Source organism: Klebsiella sp. H-Nf2 (assembly GCF_002806645.1).
Classification (GTDB): domain Bacteria; phylum Pseudomonadota; class Gammaproteobacteria; order Enterobacterales; family Enterobacteriaceae; genus Klebsiella; species Klebsiella variicola.
Genome location: NZ_PIBL01000001.1, coordinates 37,488 through 55,367, shown reverse-complemented (window position 1 = coordinate 55,367; position 17,880 = coordinate 37,488). Strand labels below are relative to the sequence as shown.

The 17,880-nt window shown below is 56.1% G+C and carries 21 protein-coding genes; 10 read left to right on the top strand and 11 right to left on the bottom strand.

The genetic code is table 11. The annotated features are described in order from the left end of the window. Window positions 1-533 precede the first annotated feature (533 nt). Window positions 534-731 carry a hypothetical protein gene (locus CWM58_RS00285; RefSeq protein ID WP_061155019.1) on the top strand — a complete coding sequence of 66 codons (198 nt, stop codon included), beginning with the start codon at window positions 534-536 and terminating at the stop codon, window positions 729-731. A gap of 59 nt (window positions 732-790) precedes the next feature. Here CWM58_RS00285 and CWM58_RS00280 read toward each other — a convergent pair whose 3' ends face one another. Continuing rightward, a complete protein-coding gene (locus CWM58_RS00280; RefSeq protein WP_100679915.1) occupies window positions 791-1,585 on the bottom strand; it encodes an AraC family transcriptional regulator in 795 nt (264 codons plus the stop codon). Between the two features lie 77 nt (window positions 1,586-1,662). On the opposite strand from CWM58_RS00280, the gene CWM58_RS00275 reads away from it, so the two are divergent. Genes CWM58_RS00275 through CWM58_RS00265 form a run of 3 tightly spaced genes read left to right on the top strand, consistent with a single transcriptional unit; the run spans window position 1,663 to window position 4,836 of the window. After that, entirely contained in the window at window positions 1,663-3,714 is a 2,052-nt protein-coding gene (locus tag CWM58_RS00275) for an FUSC family protein (RefSeq protein WP_100679914.1), read from the top strand. After that, a complete protein-coding gene (locus CWM58_RS00270; protein ID WP_100679913.1) occupies window positions 3,707-3,919 on the top strand; it encodes a DUF1656 domain-containing protein in 213 nt (70 codons plus the stop codon). Before CWM58_RS00275 ends, CWM58_RS00270 begins: the two co-directional genes overlap by 8 nt. Further along, window positions 3,916-4,836, top strand: a complete 921-nt coding sequence (locus CWM58_RS00265) for an HlyD family secretion protein (RefSeq protein WP_100679912.1) — start codon at window positions 3,916-3,918, stop codon at window positions 4,834-4,836. The genes CWM58_RS00270 and CWM58_RS00265 overlap by 4 nt, the downstream gene beginning before the upstream one ends. Here CWM58_RS00265 and cydB read toward each other — a convergent pair. From cydB to CWM58_RS00235, 6 genes are all read right to left on the bottom strand, one after another. Next, window positions 4,830-5,840: a cytochrome d ubiquinol oxidase subunit II gene (gene cydB / locus CWM58_RS00260; protein ID WP_100679911.1), complete on the bottom strand. Its 1,011-nt coding sequence runs from the start codon at window positions 5,838-5,840 to the stop codon at window positions 4,830-4,832. The genes CWM58_RS00265 and cydB overlap by 7 nt on opposite strands. Further along, complete coding sequence (locus tag CWM58_RS00255; protein WP_061155025.1) at window positions 5,837-7,243, bottom strand: cytochrome ubiquinol oxidase subunit I; 1,407 nt, start codon at window positions 7,241-7,243, stop codon at window positions 5,837-5,839. Before CWM58_RS00255 ends, cydB begins: the two co-directional genes overlap by 4 nt. A 55-nt stretch (window positions 7,244-7,298) precedes the next feature. Then, complete coding sequence (locus CWM58_RS00250) at window positions 7,299-8,186, bottom strand: manganese catalase family protein (RefSeq protein ID WP_100679910.1); 888 nt, start codon at window positions 8,184-8,186, stop codon at window positions 7,299-7,301. 16 nt (window positions 8,187-8,202) lie between these two features. Beyond that, entirely contained in the window at window positions 8,203-8,709 is a 507-nt protein-coding gene (locus tag CWM58_RS00245; protein ID WP_061155027.1) for a ferritin-like domain-containing protein, read from the bottom strand. Between the two features lie 26 nt (window positions 8,710-8,735). Further along, on the bottom strand, window positions 8,736-9,230 hold the full coding sequence (locus CWM58_RS00240) for a ferritin-like domain-containing protein (protein WP_100679909.1): 495 nt from the start codon (window positions 9,228-9,230) through the stop codon (window positions 8,736-8,738). A gap of 89 nt (window positions 9,231-9,319) precedes the next feature. Then, the gene (locus CWM58_RS00235; RefSeq protein WP_004150795.1) at window positions 9,320-9,505 is read right to left on the bottom strand and encodes a general stress protein; all 186 of its coding nucleotides are present in this window, start codon (window positions 9,503-9,505) and stop codon (window positions 9,320-9,322) included. Window positions 9,506-10,113: 608 nt separating this feature from the next. Between CWM58_RS00235 and CWM58_RS00230 the strand changes: the two genes are divergently transcribed. Both CWM58_RS00230 and CWM58_RS00225 read left to right on the top strand, forming a co-directional pair. Continuing rightward, window positions 10,114-11,307 (top strand): zinc-dependent alcohol dehydrogenase, encoded by a 1,194-nt coding sequence (locus tag CWM58_RS00230; RefSeq protein WP_074386279.1) that lies wholly within the window; start codon window positions 10,114-10,116, stop codon window positions 11,305-11,307. Window positions 11,308-11,414: 107 nt separating this feature from the next. Next, on the top strand, window positions 11,415-11,642 hold the full coding sequence (locus tag CWM58_RS00225; RefSeq protein WP_012542149.1) for a DUF1272 domain-containing protein: 228 nt from the start codon (window positions 11,415-11,417) through the stop codon (window positions 11,640-11,642). Between the two features lie 54 nt (window positions 11,643-11,696). Here the strand turns inward: CWM58_RS00225 and CWM58_RS00220 are convergent, their stop codons facing one another. Together CWM58_RS00220 and CWM58_RS00215 are read right to left on the bottom strand one after the other, a co-directional pair. Further along, window positions 11,697-12,242 (bottom strand): cysteine hydrolase family protein, encoded by a 546-nt coding sequence (locus CWM58_RS00220; protein WP_100679908.1) that lies wholly within the window; start codon window positions 12,240-12,242, stop codon window positions 11,697-11,699. Window positions 12,243-12,532: 290 nt separating this feature from the next. After that, a complete protein-coding gene (locus CWM58_RS00215) occupies window positions 12,533-13,174 on the bottom strand; it encodes a GntR family transcriptional regulator (protein ID WP_100679907.1) in 642 nt (213 codons plus the stop codon). A 171-nt stretch (window positions 13,175-13,345) separates the two neighbouring features. Here CWM58_RS00215 and CWM58_RS00210 point away from each other — a divergent pair, with 171 nt between their 5' ends. The 4 genes from CWM58_RS00210 to CWM58_RS00195 all read left to right on the top strand — a co-directional run bounded on the left by CWM58_RS00210 (window position 13,346) and on the right by CWM58_RS00195 (window position 15,374). Beyond that, a complete protein-coding gene (locus tag CWM58_RS00210) occupies window positions 13,346-13,819 on the top strand; it encodes an OsmC family protein (protein WP_100679906.1) in 474 nt (157 codons plus the stop codon). 136 nt (window positions 13,820-13,955) lie between these two features. Continuing rightward, entirely contained in the window at window positions 13,956-14,279 is a 324-nt protein-coding gene (locus CWM58_RS00205; RefSeq protein WP_012542151.1) for an antibiotic biosynthesis monooxygenase family protein, read from the top strand. Then, window positions 14,272-14,664, top strand: coding sequence for an amino acid-binding protein (locus CWM58_RS00200; RefSeq protein ID WP_100679905.1), 393 nt, complete (start codon window positions 14,272-14,274; stop codon window positions 14,662-14,664). Before CWM58_RS00205 ends, CWM58_RS00200 begins: the two co-directional genes overlap by 8 nt. After that, window positions 14,661-15,374: an ArsR/SmtB family transcription factor gene (locus CWM58_RS00195; protein WP_100679904.1), complete on the top strand. Its 714-nt coding sequence runs from the start codon at window positions 14,661-14,663 to the stop codon at window positions 15,372-15,374. Before CWM58_RS00200 ends, CWM58_RS00195 begins: the two co-directional genes overlap by 4 nt. Window positions 15,375-15,519: 145 nt before the next feature. On the opposite strand, the gene CWM58_RS00190 is transcribed toward CWM58_RS00195, so the two are convergent. After that, window positions 15,520-15,960 (bottom strand): GNAT family N-acetyltransferase, encoded by a 441-nt coding sequence (locus CWM58_RS00190; protein ID WP_061155034.1) that lies wholly within the window; start codon window positions 15,958-15,960, stop codon window positions 15,520-15,522. 422 nt (window positions 15,961-16,382) lie between these two features. Further along, the gene (locus CWM58_RS00185; RefSeq protein WP_061155035.1) at window positions 16,383-17,816 is read right to left on the bottom strand and encodes a PLP-dependent aminotransferase family protein; all 1,434 of its coding nucleotides are present in this window, start codon (window positions 17,814-17,816) and stop codon (window positions 16,383-16,385) included. Between the last annotated feature and the right edge of the window lie 64 nt (window positions 17,817-17,880).

Sequence of the window (17,880 nt, the reverse complement as noted above, 5' to 3'; positions counted from 1 at the left end):
TCCTCTGGCGCAGTACCCTATGCCGAGCGCCCTCGCGTATCCCCTTCCCGGTTATTTACGATACAGATAACGGGTGATGACCACATCAAGGACATACAGCAGGAAAATAACGCTGCTTAACCACAATAAACCTGCGAATAAATCAAGTAATTGCATCGTTGCTCCCTCACTGTTAGCCATAGCCAAATGACGCCCTATCACCATAAAGTAGTTAAGTTCTGCCTTAACAGCCACCGAATAACATTATTTAGTGAAAAGAAACCCCGGCGCTATTGTACGTTCATTTCACTGTCATCAATTTGTCATCATAAAATGTCTATCATCAACCCGCGCCGCAGGGTTGCCCCGCGCCTCATGGCATCCAGGAGAAACGCGCGGCCACAGGTTTAACAACATGGAATAATATCGCCCCACCGTATCCTTAATGACATTGCATCATCTTATATCAGGCGCCTCTGTCATCCTGCTGAATAATCCGGAAAACGCTTTAAACAATAAACGCCCTGCTGATTGGTTTACCATGGAGAAATAAGATGCCCAGCGAAAAAGCCCGCAGTCTTGACCATTTCTATGAATTACTGGCGACAGGACAACACCCGAAAATCGAACTCGATTTTGATGTCGACGCGGACGATTTTTTTAAAATCGCCACCGAGTTTGGCGATATTGGCGCGAAGATCACCCGGGTTAACGAGCGATTTATTATTAAAATCAAGTCGCCGAAAGGGTAAACGCCCCCCTGCCACCTTGTTGGGCGTCACGCCAGCCGTCGCGGCCCGACAAGGTTTTCTTAACGAGCCGCGGTCTGACGTTCGGCAAAATAGTGCGCTGGTGTCGTCCCCATCGTTTTTTTGAACATGGTAATAAAGGCATTTACCGATTCATACCCCAGCTTAGTCGCCACGTTTTGTACCGAAACGCCGCTGGCCAGCTCCTGCAGGGCAATAATCAAATGCAGCTGCTGGCGCCAGCGCCCGAAGGTGAGGCCGGTCTCCCGCAGCATCACCCGTGCCAGAGAGCGCTCACTCAGCGCCAGACGCTTCGCCCACACCGACAGGGTGCTGCGATCGTCAGGATGGCTGACCAGCCGGTCGGCCATCGCACGAATTTTGGGATGTGCAGAGACGGGCAGATTCAGGCGCTGCGCCGGCATGGTCGCCAGTTCGTCAAGGGTCACCCGGGTGAGTCTCCCGGCATGGCTATCCGCCACATAATCCGCCCCCTCACGAGTGAGTCGCTCCACCAGCTCGTGGATCAGGGGAGAGAGCGCCAGGGTGCAGCAGCTGCCAGGCAGCGCGGCAGCGCCGGGTTCAATAAACAGATAATTAAGGCGCGCGTTCCAGGTGGCGGACACACTGTGCGGAATACCGCCCGGGATCCATACCGCGCAGCGAGGCGGCACAATCCACAGGTTATTTTCCGCCCGACAGCTCACCGCACCATACAGCACAATAATCAACTGCCCTTTGCGATGGGTATGCACCGGCACTTCCGCTTCATACTCGACAAAATCAAGATGACAGGCGACGGCCGGACAGGACGCGGCGTCCGGATCGTACAGCGTATTGGCAAAAGGTGATGGCATACGATTGGCCAGATTCAGGTATTTTTTGACAGAATAGAGTATTTCGCCGCAAGCGCAAGCCAGCAATAATCCGCAGCATGAACATCAACCTCTTTCGCCAGGCCTCCTGGCTGCGTGCCGCAGGCGCCGTCGCGCGCCCTTTCATGCCGCAATCGACTTCAGCCGTCCTGCGCAGTGATGCCCAGGCGGTACTCTTTTCCGCAAAGAGTTTCGCTGCGGCGATGCTGGCGTACTATCTCGCGCTATCCATCGGTCTGCAAAGGCCTTCCTGGGCCATCATCACTGTCTATATTGTGTCGCAGACCTCGGTGGGCGCATCGCTAAGCCGCAGCGTCTATCGCCTGGTCGGGACCCTCGTCGGCGCGGCGGCCACCGTCTTCATCGTGCCCACCTTCGTTAACCAGCCGATCCTGTGTAGCGCCATGCTGGCCCTGTGGATCGCGGGTTGCCTGTGTCTGTCGCTGCTTGAGCGCACGCCGCGCGGATACGCTTTTTTGCTGGCAGGTTACACCGCGAGCCTGATTGGCTTTCCCGCCGTCTCCGCCCCCGGGACGATCTTTGACCTCGCGGTCACTCGGGTGGAAGAGATCGCCATCGGTATCTTGTGCGCCGGATTGATTCACCGCTTCGTGCTGCCGGTGCGCATCGCCGGGCGGTTTAACAGCACGCTGGCACAGACGCTGGCAACCGCCCGGCAGCGGATCGCCGATACGCTGGCCGGTAAGCCGGTGGCGGCGGAAACGCTGCGGCTGGCACTGAGCCTGCAGTTTTTGCAGGGCATCAACCACCATCTTCCCTGGGATGACGACCTCTCGGTTCCCCACCGCCAGGCCAGAAAAGCGATCCACGACCGGCTGGCACGACTGTTGATTGTCAATGGCGAATTGCACGACCGTTTACAGAGAGCCGGAAAGCGGCCAGCTGACCTGCAGATGCTGCTGGCGGAAGCAGAGACCTGGCTGAGAGGCCCGGAAGCCGACAGAACGGCGCTCTCCGCCGACGAACTACTCTCCCGCTGCGAGCCGCTCATCAACCGGTACACCCCTGCGCAGACGCTGAACGAGGCGCTGCGCGTTAGCCTGGTGCGCCACCTGGCGGAAGCCATCCGTCTCCTGCAGCAGAGCGAACGGCTGGCGAAGGCGATTTATCACCGGCGCTCGCCAGCCCTTCCCCCTGACGCCCGCTCGGCAAAGGGCTATGTTTTCCATCGCGATCCGCTCAGCGCCCTGCGGACCGCCTTCGGCGCCTTCGTCATCATCCTCAGCGGCTGCCTGATCTGGATAGGCTCTGCCTGGCCCGATGGCGGCACCGCGGTCTCGATCCTCGGGGTCTGCTGTAGCCTGTTCGCCAGCTTCGATGCACCGGCGGCGCATCTGGTGAAATATCTGATCGGCTGCGTGTGGGGCGTGCTGTTCAGCCTGCTGTATAGCTTCGCCCTGCTGCCGCAGGTGAGCGAATTTGCCCTGCTGGCGGCGATGCTCGCCCCGGTCTATCTGCTGGCCGGTTCGCTGCAGGCGCGACCGCCCACCACCTTTATGGCGATGGGCATCACCCTGACGCTGCCGATATTGTGCGAACTGGGCCCCAGCTACCAGGGGGATTTCGCGACGGCGATGAATACCTCTATCGCGCTGTTTGTCGCCATCGGCTATGCCGCGTTTGGTATGCGCCTGCTGCAAACCGTGCAGGCCGATGCCGCTGTCCATCGTCTGCTGACGCTGTGCCGTCGCGATATCCGCCGCGCCGCGCGGGGCCGACTGGCGCACAATGCCCACCGCTGGACCAATCTGATGATCGACCGGACCGCTTTACTGCTGCCGCGGCTACCGCAGAGCGGGCCGGCCGCAGGTCAACTGCTGGACAAGATGCTGCACGATATTCGTACCGGCCTGGCGGTGATCCACCTGCGCCGTAGCTATCAGCCGGTGGTTCGAGAAGCGGCTACCGCTGTGCAGACGCTGCTTGACGCCCTTAAACAGGAGCCGGACATAGAGGCCCTCGCGCAGCCTGTTGACGCGCTGTTGGCCCACGGTTTACCGGCTGATGCCGCCTCATATGAGCGCGCGGAAGCGCTCATTTCCCTGTATTGCGCCTTACACCGGCCTGAGGAGAGCCAAAGCCATGCGTGATCTCGCGATGGGCGGGGTATTTTTGCCCGGCCTGCTGGTTGTCGGCCTTATCGCCCTGCTCGCGACGCTGCTGTTGCAACCGCTTATTTTCTCCACCCGGGGACTGGGCCGCTTGCCCTGCCGCCCGATGTGGGGGCTTTCCCTCTATATCGCACTCTTTTTCCTGCTCCTGCAGGAGGTTAACACGCTGGGGTTTGCCGTATGACAGTCTATCTCACTCTTCTGGGCCGCTACGCCCTGACCTTAGGCGCCGTTGCCGCCGCCGCGCTACTGGCTTTCATTCTCTGGAAACAGGAGGCGCAAACGCCCTGGACCCGCGATGGCCGGATGCGGGCCGACGTGGTGCAGATCGCCCCCGATGTCTCGGGGCCGGTGGCCAGCGTGGCGGTGAAAGACAACCAGTGGGTTAATCGGGGAGATGTGCTCTATTCCATCGATCCGCGCTGGCTGAAGCTGGCGGTCAGTAGCGCCCAGGCGGAGGTGGAAGCCCGACGCCAGGAGATGGCGATGCGCCAGGATGCCGCCAGACGACGGGCGCAGATCCAGGGCGTCATCTCCAGCGAAGATCTAAAACAGACCACCAGCGCGGCCAGCGTCGCGGCCGCTAACTACCAGGGCGCGCTGGCGGCACTGGCGCTGGCGCAACTGAATTTAGCGCATGCCACCGTGCGGACGCCGGTGGCCGGGTACGTCACCCATCTGCGGCTACGCCCGGGCGACTATGCCACCGCCGGGGTGACGAAAGTGGCCATTATCGATGGCCAGAGTTTCTGGGTGGTGGGGTATTTTGAAGAGACCCGCCTGCGCCACATCCACGTTGGCGATACCGCACACATCACGCTGATGGGGTATGATCCGGTCATTACCGGCCATGTGGAGAGTATCGGACACGGGATCGGCGATACCAATGATGAGACCGGCGCTCTGGGCCTGCCGCAGGTCGAGCCGACCTTCAGCTGGGTGCGGCTGGCGCAGCGTGTGCCAGTGCGCATCCATATCGATACCCTGCCCGAGGGGGTGGAACGGGTCGCCGGTTTGTCCGCGACTATCTCGGTCATTCCCGCGCGATTGGCGCGACGCGCCGGCAAATCCTCACCTGCCGGCGCGAATCAGGCTCAGTGATAGCCTTCGCTGCCGGAGACTTTGCCGCGAAAGACGTAATAGCTCCAGGCGGTATACATCAGGATCACCGGGATAATGAGCAGCGCCCCCGGCAGCATAAATACCTGGCTGGAGGGCGGCGCGGCGGCATCCCAAAGGGAGATATGCGGCGGGATAATGTTCGGCCAGACGCTGATCCCCAACCCGCTGAAGCCGAGGAAAATCAGGCCCAGCGTCAGGATAAAGGGACGAGCGTGGCTGGCGGGGCGCGCGCTCAGGCGCCAGATCCACAGGCTCAGCGCCAATACCAGAATCGGTACCGGCACGAACCAGAAGAAATTGGGCAGCGTGAACCAGCGCTCCGCCACGTAGCGCCAGCCCAACGGCGTCCAGACGCTGACCACCGCGATCACCACCATCAGCGCCAGCAGCACCTTGCGGGTCAGCGCGCGCATCCGCTGCTGCAGCGCGCCTTCGCTTTTCATGATCAGCCACGTGGTGCCGAGCAGCAGATAGGCCACCACCAGCCCCAGACCGCAGAACAGGTTAAAGGGGGTAAGCCAGTCCAGCGTCGAACCGGCGAAGCGGCGGTCAGCCACCGCAAAGCCGTTGATAAACGCGCCGACGACAATCCCCTGGCTGAAGGTCGCCAGCAGCGAGCCGCCGGCGAAGGCAGAGTCCCAGAAGGTGCGATGCGAGGGAACCGCTTTAAAACGAAATTCAAACGCCACGCCGCGAAAAATCAGGCCGATGAGCATCGCCGTCAGCGGGATGACCAGCGCATCGGTGATCACCGCATAGGCCAGCGGAAAGGCGCCGAACAGCCCTGCCCCGCCGAGTACCAGCCAGGTTTCATTTCCATCCCAGACGGGCGCCACGCTGTTGACCATCACGTCGCGCTCTTCGCCATCATGCACCACGCTGAACAGCATCCCAATACCTAAATCGAAACCATCCATCACGATATACATCAGCGTGGCGAAGACGATGATGACAAACCAAATCACCGAGATATCGATGCTCATGATGCGTTCTCCTCATCCCGCACCGGCTCTGCCGCCGAGAGCGGCCGCGCCGGGGTGCCGGCGGTTTGCGAGGTCAGCTCCGTCACCGGTTGCGGCCCTTTTTTAATCAGCCGGAAAATGTAGTAATACCCCACCCCAAATACCGCGCAGTAGACCACGATAAACACCAGCAGGCTGATGGCCATCTGCAGCGTGCTGTGCAACGACACCGCATCCCGGGTGCGCAGCAAGCCGTAGATCACCCACGGCTGGCGGCCCATCTCGGTGGTCACCCACCCGGCGACCAGGGCAATAAGGCCGGCAGGCCCCATGCAGAGCGCAAACCACTGAAAGGGACGCGAGTGATACAGCCGCCGCCGATAGCGCAGCCAGGCGCTGCAGATCCCCAAGGCGATCATCAACATTCCCATCCCAACCATGATGCGAAACGACCAGAAAACGGCGGGCGAATAGGGTCGGTCCTCTTTCGGGAAGTCTTTCAGGGCCGGCACCTGTTTATGCAGACTGTGGGTGAGGATCAGGCTGCCGAGAGCGGGGATTTCCAGACCATAGCGGGTGCGCTCCTGTTCCATATCCGGCAGACCAAACAGCAGCAGCGGCGTGGCCTCGCCGGGTCGGTTTTCCCAGTGCCCCTCAATGGCGGCGATCTTCGCTGGCTGATGCTCAAGGGTGTTAAGACCATGCATATCCCCCACCACCGCCTGGATTGGCGCCACCAGCAGCGCCATCCACATCGCCATCGACAGCATTTTGCGGATGGCCGGCGAGTCGTTGCCGCGCAGAAGATGCCACGCGGCAGAGGCCCCGACGAACATGGCGCTGCTGAGAAACGCGGCTATCGCCATATGAAACAAACGATACGGGAACGAGGGGTTAAAGATAATCGCCAGCCAGTCTTGCGGAATGAGATGGCCATTTTCGATGGTAAAACCCTGCGGTGTCTGCATCCAGCTGTTGGAGGCGAGGATCCAGAAAGTGGAGACCAGGGTGCCAAGCGCCACCATGCAGGTAGTAAAAAAATGCAGCGCCGGCGGCACTTTATTCCAGCCAAACAGCATCACCCCGAGGAATCCCGCTTCGAGGAAAAAGGCGGTCAGCACTTCGTACAGCAGCAGCGGGCCGGTAATGCTGCCGGCAAACTGGGAAAATCCGCTCCAGTTGGTGCCGAACTGATAGGACATGACTAATCCGGAGACCACGCCCATCCCAAAATTGACGGCGAAAATTTTCAGCCAGAAATTGTAGAGTGAACGCCAGACATTATCCCGGGTTCGCAGCCACATCCCCTCAAGCACCACCAGGTAGCTGGCGAGGCCGATAGTGATAGCCGGAAAGAGGATATGGAAGGAAACGGTAAAGGCAAATTGCAGTCGGGCCAGATGAAACGCGTCAAATTCAAACATAATCCGCACCCATCATTGTGAATCGCCCCAGCGGCAGCCGGGGCTCATGCGAACATCACTTAGCCGATGATGACGTGTTTTGCTTACCGGCACCGAGTTCGGCGCCGGTCAAAGGATCACCCTGCGGGTCAGACTGCGTTCGCTTCAGCATCGCTTTGCACAGCGCTTCCTGCTCTGGCGTCAGGCCGACAGAAGCGCTGCCATCTCCGCCATCCACGGCCGGCTGCGGCTCCTTGACATAATCGAAGTGTTTGTCACTGTTCCAGCTGCCGCGTACTTCTCCACCTTCAGACATATTGTAGTAGGTGTTAGCGTACTCGCTAATGGGCGGCAGTTTGCCCGGCGGATAGTTGTTGCGAATCGACTGCAGCGCCTTCTCAAAAGAGAGCTGATGCGCCGCTTCGCGGGTCATCAGGAACGCCAGCGCGTCTTTCACGCCAGGATCGTCGGTAACGTTGATCAGGCGTTCATAGACGATCTTCGCCCTCGCCTCCGCGGCGACATTCGACCGCAGGTCGGCGGTGGGTTCACCGATAGTATCAATGTAGGCCGCCGTCCACGGCACGCCCGCCGAGTTGGTCAGCGGGGGACCGCCGCCGTACAGCAGCGAGGTAATATGGCTGTCATTGCCATTGGCGGTGAGCGAACGATAGAGTTCCGCCTCGCTCTCGGTACCCTCCGCCAGGGCTCCTTTGGCCCCTTTATTCAGCATGCCGACCAGGGTGCCAATGATCTCCAGATGGCTCAGCTCTTCTGTCGCGATATCCATCAGCATATCTTTGCGGCCGGGATCGTCATCGCTTAATCCCTGGGTGAAATAACGACACGCGGCGGCCAGCTCGCCCTGAGGACCGCCAAACTGTTCGAGCAGTAAATTCGCGAGCCCCGGATTGGGTTCAGCAACGCGCACGGTATACTGCAGTTGTTTCACATGACGAAACATAGGCCTGCCTCCTGGGTTATTTTTTCGCTTCTACGCCGTCAGCATCTGAACGCAGGAGAAACTGTTCCGTGGTCTGAGGAATATGTTTGATCAGCCAGTCAGCCATGGCCTGCTCTTCTGCCAGAATGGCTTCGATAGCCGGGATGGCGGCGGTATCGCCCGCTTTTTCAGCCGCCGCCAGCAGAGAGGTGTAGCAGGCGATCTCAAATTGCTCGAAGACGTACCCGCTGATCGAGCCTTTGACGATTTCATCGGAAGGAAAGATCCCGCCAATGGACTGACCAAGGGCCGCCATTTTACTCATCGAGTCTTTTATCACCGAGCGCGAAATATCGTTGCGGTCGAGGATCTCTTCCAGCACGGTAATTTGCCGTTTGGTCTCATTAATATGCTGTTCAATTCTGGCACGGAGATCCGGATAATTATCGATACGGCCAGCCATCGATTCCAGCATGGATTCTGCCTGCTTTTCCATGGCATGCGCATCGCGTAGCCAGTCATGATAATGTTCAACGTGATTCATCGTCATTTCCTCGTGTCAGGGAGCGTTTATTTTTCCGCTTTTTTATTAATATTACCTACCGCCAAATCGGTTAATTTAACATCGGTTTGCTTTTCTTCTTCCAGCGTTTCGGCTAGCAATTTGACCGTTTTTTTATAGCCCAGCTGTTCTGCCAGGGTGACCAGGGTACCGTAACTGGCTATTTCGTAATGCTCGACCTTTTGCGCAGCGGCAATTAGCGCAGCATCTCGTACCTCATTTTTTTCCGTGCTCTCAACAACTTCATTGGCCTCTTCGATTAATCCTTCCATGGCCACGCATTTCATGCGTTTGATTTTCAGGCCGGATTCCTGCTCAATAATCTGGTCAATACGTTCAATCTGGCCCTGGGTTTCTTCGAGATGAGCATTGAACGCCGCGCTGAGTTTTTCACTGGACGCCGCTCTGGCCAGTTTAGCCAGCCCGCGGGTTAATTGTTTCTCTGCGCTGTAGGTATCTGAGAGCAGGTGAATAAATACATCTTCAATGCTTTTCATATTCATAGAAATACCTTCTGGAGTCAGAAAATAACTGCGAGTCTGTACAGACTCGCAGGAGATACTTTCACTTCAGGGTGCAAGGAAAAGGATAATCAGGAATTATCGGACTTGCGGCCACCGCCGTGGCTGTTTTGTCCGCCTTTTTTACCCGCTTCGGACGCACGCTGCGGATCATTTTTAAAGTTCCCGCCGCTGTGCTGACCACCTTTACGACCTGCTTCAGAAGCTTTTTCACGGTCTTCAGCAAAATTACCGGAACCACCACGATGCTCTGCCATATTTCACCTCATGTATATTGGTTATGTCAGTACGATACGAAAACATTCCGTATCACTCGTCGTTCGATATTTAAATCTAGCGGGTAATGCTGGTGAGTCAAATTATTATTCCGTTTTCCCAACATCTTTCAGCAGTAATTCGGAATAATTCTACAAAACACATTAAAAATAACCAGACGGCACATTACCGCTAACTTACTGTGTTCAGGGAAATAATACCTGCAGTCCTCATATTATCTATACAGACGAAGTACCCCTGTTGAGGTATATAACGAAGCGGCGCGGCGAGGCTTCGTCAGCATGAAATTCAGAAGTTTTCTAAAGATGACCAATAAAAAAGCCGCTGGGGGAGCGGCTATCAAATAAAAAATGGAGCAAATATCATGCCTGATTAAGGCTAGCCTTCTTCATCCGAATATGCAAATAACCCAACAAACCAAACGTGAAATAAGCGAAGCGTAAAATCCATTCAGCAACTTAAATATCACACGCTTCCATTATTTGTACTCTACGCTTTATTTTTACGGTGGTTTATCGGTGGCCATCGCGTCAGGTCAATATGCCTTTGCGCCTGATGCGGTCAGCCGTTTTCTCCAGGAGACTACGCTATGAAAGCACTCACTTATCATGGTCCCCATCATGTCAGCGTCGACACCATGCCCGACCCGGCCCTTGAAGCGCCGGACGATATTATACTGCGCGTCACCGCGACGGCGATTTGCGGTTCCGATCTCCATCTTTACCGCGGAAAGATCCCCGGCACGCACCACGGCGATATTTTCGGCCATGAATTTATGGGGGAAGTGGTGGAAGCGGGTTCCGAGGTCACCGCGGTCCGCAAAGGCGACCGGGTGGTTATCCCGTTTGTGATCGCCTGCGGAGACTGCTTCTTTTGTCGTCTGCAGCAGTATGCCGCCTGCGAAAGCACCAATAGCGGCCAGGGGGCGACGCTCAACCGAAAAGGCATTTCGCCACCGGCGGCCCTGTTTGGCTATAGCGATTTGTACGGCGGCATCCCGGGCGGCCAGGCAGAATATGTACGGGTCCCCAAAGCCAATACCGGACCATTTAAAGTGCCTGACACCTTACCCGATGAAAAGGTGCTGTTTCTGTCAGATATTCTGCCCACCGCCTGGCAGGCAGTAAAAAACGCCGAGATCAAACCCGGCAGCAGCGTGGCTATTTTTGGCGCCGGCCCGGTAGGCCTGCTGTGCGCCTCCTGCGCCAGGCTCAATGGCGCAGAGCAGATATTTATCATCGATCATAACGATTACCGACTCGATTTCGCGCAGCAGCGCTATGGCGCGATCCCGATAAACTTCGACACCCATGACGACCCGGCGCAGTGGATTATCGATAACACGCCGGGACATCGCGGCGTCGACGCGGTGATTGACGCCGTGGGCTTCGAGGCGAAAGGCAGCCTCACGGAAACCGTCCTCAGCAACCTGAAAATCGAGGGCAGCAGCGGAAAAGCCCTGCGCCAGTGCATCGCCGCCGTGCGCCGCGGCGGTATCGTCAGCGTGCCCGGGGTTTACGCCGGTTTCATTCATGGGTTTATGTTTGGTGATGCCTTTGATAAGGGGCTGACCTTCAGGATGGGGCAAACCCACGTCCATGCCTGGCTGCCGGACCTGCTGGCGCTAATTGAGCAAGGGCTGCTCACCCCGGAGGAGATCGTCACTCACCATATGCCGCTGGAGGAGGCCGCGCGCGGCTATCAGATCTTTGAGAAACGCGAAGAGGCATGCCGCAAAGTCATCCTTGTGCCGGGGATGCGGCCCGGGAAGGCAACGCTTTGAGGCAGAAGTTAATCCGCCCTTCTCGGCAGCCAGTTCGGGCCGTGATATAAAAACAGCATGCGTTGACCCGCCGTCGCTGATACAGCCGTTAACCACAGGAGAAGTTAATGCTCGAGTTACGCCCGAATTGCGAATGCTGTGATAAAGATCTGCCGCCAGACTCACCCGAGGCGTTTATCTGCTCGTTCGAGTGTACTTTTTGCCGGGACTGCATGACGGCGCGGCTGCACGGTCGTTGCCCAAACTGTGGCGGCGAACTGGTGCGGCGCCCTGTGCGTCCGGAAGAGGCGCTGCGGCGGCACCCCGCCTCCACCCTGCGCCGCCATGCACAGTAAAACCGGATAAATTGGCGTGGCAAACGGGAGCCATTGGGCTCCCTTTCTTCACCCTTATTTCTCTGCAGAAAAGTGCCACTCTGCGGCAGTCGATAGCGTCACAAATGGCCCGGCAAGCGTGATATTGTGATGGCCGATAATGTCAGGCGCTGACAACCGTTCGTTATCCATGGTTGAGTGCGCATCCGAGATCAACACCGTCCGCCATCCCAGCGCCGATGCCGCACGGCAGGTCGTGTCCACGCAGAATTCGGTTTTCATCCCGGCAATAACCAGCTGTTTTACGCCGGCCTGGGCGAGCCGATGCGCAAGGTCAGTTTGCTGGAAACAGGAAGGGTACTTTTTAATAAAGACGATATCCCGCTCGCCGTTAACACCCATCTCAGGCAGCAGTTGAGTTAATGGACTTTGTGCTGAGAACGGAGAGTCGTCAGGTCCGGTATGGCGGGCAAAGAAGACGGGCACCTCAGCCTGTCTCGCTTTTTCAATCACCAGGCAAACGTTCGCCAGAAGCGCATCGGCCTGATACGGAGATACCGGGCCATGGAAAAGCCCCTGCTGCATATCGATAATTAAAAGTGCATTCTCAGATGAAATCATGATGGGTCTCCATTCAGTGTGTCACGAACGGAGAGGTCTCTCCCCGTCCACATTGGCGGGGAGTGAGGATCTGTTTGTCAGGAGCCGGTCACAGATACGCCCACACCACCGCAGGTTACGGTAGTGGTGGTGACGGTGGTCGTTGGCTGAACTGACGTAATCATTATCTGACCTTCACTTGTTCCTTACATATAAAACATACGCACCATTAAAACGGCTCTTTTCTTATAGCACTGAGCAGATACGGATGGCAATTTATGCGCGAACAACGCAGCCGCATTACGCAACCATTAACGGCTTACAATATAGGCGCGAAGGATTTCACCTGCTGAGAGAATATGTTTCACGGTATACGCCCGCGCCTCCTGTGGATTATTTTGCTGGCAGGCCATCAGGATCTGCTGATGCTCATCCTGGAATTTCAGCGTATCCGACAGCAGTCTGTTCTGAAAAAGCTCATATCTTTCAATCTGCTCGCGCAATTCACCGATCATCTTCAGCAGGCGCTGATTATTACACTTCCCATACAGCAGTTCATGAAACTCCCGGTTATATCTCCCTTGCTGCTCGGGTTCAGAGGCGCTGCTCAGCAACTGATGCACCAGCTCCGCCCGGGCAAGCGTTTCCGGGTCCATATTCTGTAGGCTATAAAAAATGGCTTCACCTTCCAGGAGTGCCCGCAGCTGATAAATTTCATCGACATCTGCGGCCGTCAGCGTTTTCACCACCGCGCCACGATTTCTGTAAATCTCAACCAGACCTTCGCGCTCAAGCTGCTGTATCGCTTCTCTCATTGGGATACGGCTGACCGCAAACTGGCTGGCCAGATCCCTCTCAACAAGACGGTCGCCATCTCGCAATGAACCCTTGTTGATTAAGATTTTTAGCTCACCGGCAAGAATATCGGCGGTCGAACGGGAAGCGGTGTTCATTTGGCTCTCTTTACATCACGCATAAATGGTATACCATTATGCCATTGACATCAGCGTCATGACAACCTTGCGATTCCAACGGCAGCTTCGTTCAGGCAACGCAATAAAACGGGAAGATGCCTCAGCGATGAAAAGCGCATACCCCCCCCTCCACAGAGAAAAGGCAAATCTATGGAACATGCTTATACCAGCCATATCACATGGACCGGCAATCAGGGCACGGGTACTTCGGGTTACAAGGCTTATGCCCGGACCTGGGATATCGCGGTAAAGGGAAAAGAACCCATTCATTGTTCAAATGACCCATTGCTGGGCGGCGATCCCGGCAAAATGAACCCGGAAGATCTCCTGCTCTCTTCTCTCTCAGCCTGTCACATGCTGTGGTACTTACATCTGGCCTCCGATGCCGGCATTACGGTCATGGAATATCAGGACTCGCCGGTGGCAACGGGTGAAGTGTTAAAAGGGGGCGCGGGTCGCTTTATTTCTGCTACCCTCAGGCCGAAAATCACCGTATTACCAGGTACCGATCTCGACGCCGCCACGGCCATTCATCAGCAGATCCATCACGTCTGTTTTATCGCCCGATCGGTCAATTTCCCGGTCAGTTACCAGCCTGAATTTATTATCTTTAACGCAGAGTAACGCGTTTCTGGGACGGTAATTCGGCGCGCAGGCGCGGTGGCTGAGGGTATCCCCCTCAGGCATACTTCGCTACAGACCGAAGCATCCTGCTCGGGCCGTCAGTAGACTGCGGGGACATTCACCACGGAGCAGACTGATGATTGCGGTACTTTTTGAAGCCGACGCCTTACCAGAAGCACAGGAAAGATATTTACAGCTTGCGGCCGGGCTGACGCCTTTGCTTTCAGACACGCCGGGGTTTATTGCCATTGAGCGCTTTCAGAGCCTGAGTACGCCCGGCAAAATCCTCTCGCTATCCTGGTGGGAAGATGAAGCATCGGTGGCCAACTGGCAGCAAAATGAGCGGCATCTGGCTGCCCAGCGCGAAGGTAAAGCATCCATTTTTTCTTACTACAGAATACGCGTCGCCCGCGTGTTCCGGGATTACGCATCGGATCGGGGAGCGCAGCCAGATGTATGACATTCACGTAATTCTCAGCAACACGCCGGGCTCACTAGGCGCAATGGGTATGGCGCTGGGTAACAACGGCGTGGGCCTCGAAGGCGGCGGCGTATTCACTACGCCTGAGGCCGGACATGCGCATTTTCTGGTGGAAGACGGTGAGAAAGCCCGCAGGGTACTGATCGAGGCCGGCTTTGTCGTCAGCAGCGTATGCCATCCTCTGATCAGAAAGTTACCTCAGGAACGACCAGGGGAACTCGGCGACATCGCAGACACCCTTGCCCGCAATGGCATTAATATTCTGGTACAGTACAGCGACCACCGTAACCGGCTCATTCTCATTACCGATGATGACACCCGGGCAGCGGAAATGACCAAAAAATGGGCCATACTCTCTGAATGAATCGCCTGAAAACGCAGCAAGACAGTGAGCCAGAGGAGGCGCTGGAAACCTCTATGGCGATGGTAGCCTCAGCCCTCTCTGACCCGTCAAGGGTCAGTATTCTGTGCGCGCTGATGGACGGGCGCGCATGGACGGCCACGGAGCTTAGCACAGTCGCCGAGGTGTCTGCCTCCACCACCAGCGGGCATCTTGCCCGACTGCTCAGCAACGGGCTGGTGGTGTGTCTCGCGCAGGGGCGTCACCGCTATTACCGCCTGGCGGGCGCGCATATCGCCGCGCTGCTGGAAAACCTGATGGGCGTCTCTATGCAGGCGCATAAGACGCTTCTCCCCAGCACGCCGGTTAATCTTCGTTACGCCCGAACCTGCTACGACCATCTGGCTGGTGAACTGGCGGTGACCATTTATGAGTTTATGCTGCGGGAAAAATGGCTGGCGACCGATGGCCTGGCCCTGACGCCAGCCGGTAAAATGCAGCTTGAACGCCTTGGCGCAGAGCTTAATGCCCGCCCACGGCGTAAGCCTTGCTGCCCCTGTCTTGACTGGAGCGAAAGACGTTTTCATCTGGGAGGCGATGCCGGATCGGCGCTGATGGCACTGTTTGAGCAGAAAGGATGGATAACCCGCACGCCGGGATATCGGGAAGTGCGAGTGACGGATAGCGGCAAAGCGGCGTTGTCCCGGCTGTTTAATCTGAAAGTGAGCGGATAGCCAAAGCCATTCTCGCTCCTTAGCAGAAAACGAATAATATCCCTGGCGTTTGCTCTGCCATCATGCCTGCAAAATCAATCATGAAATATCACTTAACGCGTGCAAAAAACGCGAGCCCATCGGCTCGCGTTATAGCGCAGGCAAATTACAGCAGCTTGTTATAGACGTAAAATTGAGTATCCCGTTCAAAGCCATTACGCTCATACAGCGCTTGTGCTCGGGTATTATCTGTCGCGGTACTAAGCATAATAAATGCCGAATCGCTCTCCTTCGCCAGTTGCTCCGCCCGGGAGATTAACGTCTGTGCGACACCGAGCTTGCGAGCGGATTCATCAACAAACAGATCATAAAGTAACCAGATACGCTTCATCTCGAGAGAGCAAAACAAAGGATAGAGTTGCGTAAAGCCTACCGCTTTTCCATCAACCTCGGCGTAAAAAATCACGGATTCATTAAGCTGCAGGCGCTTGAGAATAAAATCTCTGGCTTGCGATGCGTTTTCTTCGACCTCGTAGAAACGACGATAACCGAGATACAGAGGAAGGAGGGTATCCACATCATGTGGTTGGGCTTGATAAATTTTCATACAAAAACCTCATAACAATTACGTGATTAATTGTATTACAAATAATCCCGATTGTCTGTCCCTTTAGGGGACGAAAGATTTGACTGTTGGATTTACAGGCATCATAAATTCATTAAAGAAAATAAACTATCTCGCATTAAGCCATGCGTAGCCAAACATAATATTTATGGGGCACTTGAACTCTTTGATTTAGTTTAAAAATAAGATTTTAAGATCAATTTACAATGTAAAAGATACCACTTTTGCGTGTTTTTTTTATTTTTACGGCAGTATTAGAGAGTATTTCGCTTAAAGTGGCCCATTGAACTCACAGCCAAAAAAGGACGTGACTAACATCATGCTTAATTAATCTCATAGAGAAGACAAGCCCACTTTTATCCTCTGCCGTATCAGGGATAGTAAAGGGATTATTTTATGAGTCATTAGCCCTGACCAGCCAGTTCATGGCAAAGCGTACCGATCTGTTCCACTGCGTTTAGCAACCTGGGCGAGGGTTCATTTGCACAATTTAACCGCAGGAAGTTCTGAAATTCCGCCCCCGGGGAAAACAGGAGGCCAGGACTGACACCAATACCCAGCGCCAGCGCGCGACGATGTACCTCCAATGCATTCAGCGGATGCGGAAGTTCTATCCACAACAAGAAACCGGCTGTCGGCATGGCAACACGAGTGCCCGGAGGGAAGCTAGCTTTGACCCGAGCGATAACAGCTTGTACCCCCTCCGAGACCCTGAGCTTCAAGCGTCGCAGATGACGCTCGTAGTCACCACTTGCCAGTATATCACTCGCGGCTGCTTCAAGCAGCGGTGCGCCTGCCCAATCCCCGGACATGCGAGCCTGCAAAACCTGTGTGTGGTAGCGGCCTGCCGCAACCCAACCGATTCTCCAGCCCGGGGCAAGGGTTTTTGATAATGAACTGCAATAAATCACACACCCACTCTGGTCGAACGCCTTGCAGGCCGGAGGACGCTGCCCCTCACCAGCAAGATCACCATACACATCGTCCTCAATTAAAGGGATGCCTGCACGTTCAATCAGAGCCACAAGTTCCTGCTTGCGCGTGACGGGCATACTGGCGCCGAGTGGGTTTTGCACCGTGGGCGAGGCTAACACGGCTGCAGGACGATGGCGCTGGATAGCTTCACCCAGAGGTGCCAGCAACAAACCTTCAGCGGGATCCGTGGGTATTTGCAATGCCTTGAGGCCTAAGTCCTCCAGCAACAGGAGCGTACCGAAGTATACGGGTTGCTCAATTGCCACTACATCGCCAGGCTGACATACAGCCCTCAGAGCCAGACGCAGTGCCTGCGTCGCTCCCGCCGTGATGACGAGATCATCCGGACCAAAACAGGCACCCCACTGTGCAGCGCGTACAGCTATATTTCTACGCAGGTCTGCCCTTCCCGGGGGGAGGCTGTAGCTCTGCCCATGTGCTTCCAGGCGGCGGCTTGCTGTCTGCAGTGTCCGCTGTAACGTTTCTGTTGGCAGCCATATGGGATCGGGTAACGCTGCGCCAAGTGGTACCAGGCGGGCTTCTGCGCTACTGAATAGTGAACGGGCTACTGCTGACATTGTCACGGGGACGGGGCCAGGTAAATGATGGGAAGACTGTATGTTCTGAGGTGTGTATATCTGGCAAACGAAGTAGCCGGAACGCGGACGCGCAACAATCAGGCCTTCGGCCTCAAGGCAACGTAGTGCTTCCAGTGCCGTTGGGAGGCTAACTTGCTCGCGTTCGGCCAGTTTACGCGCGGAGATCATCCTGTCGCCGACGCGCAATACACCTGATGAAAGCGTAAAGCGCAGCATGTCAGCAATCCGGCGGTAATGCGGGGACAACATACGTGGGACGGACATTGCGAACTGTACAGTCTGATTTTCGATAGATCTGACTATACAGGCAATAATGCGACCCTTCTAT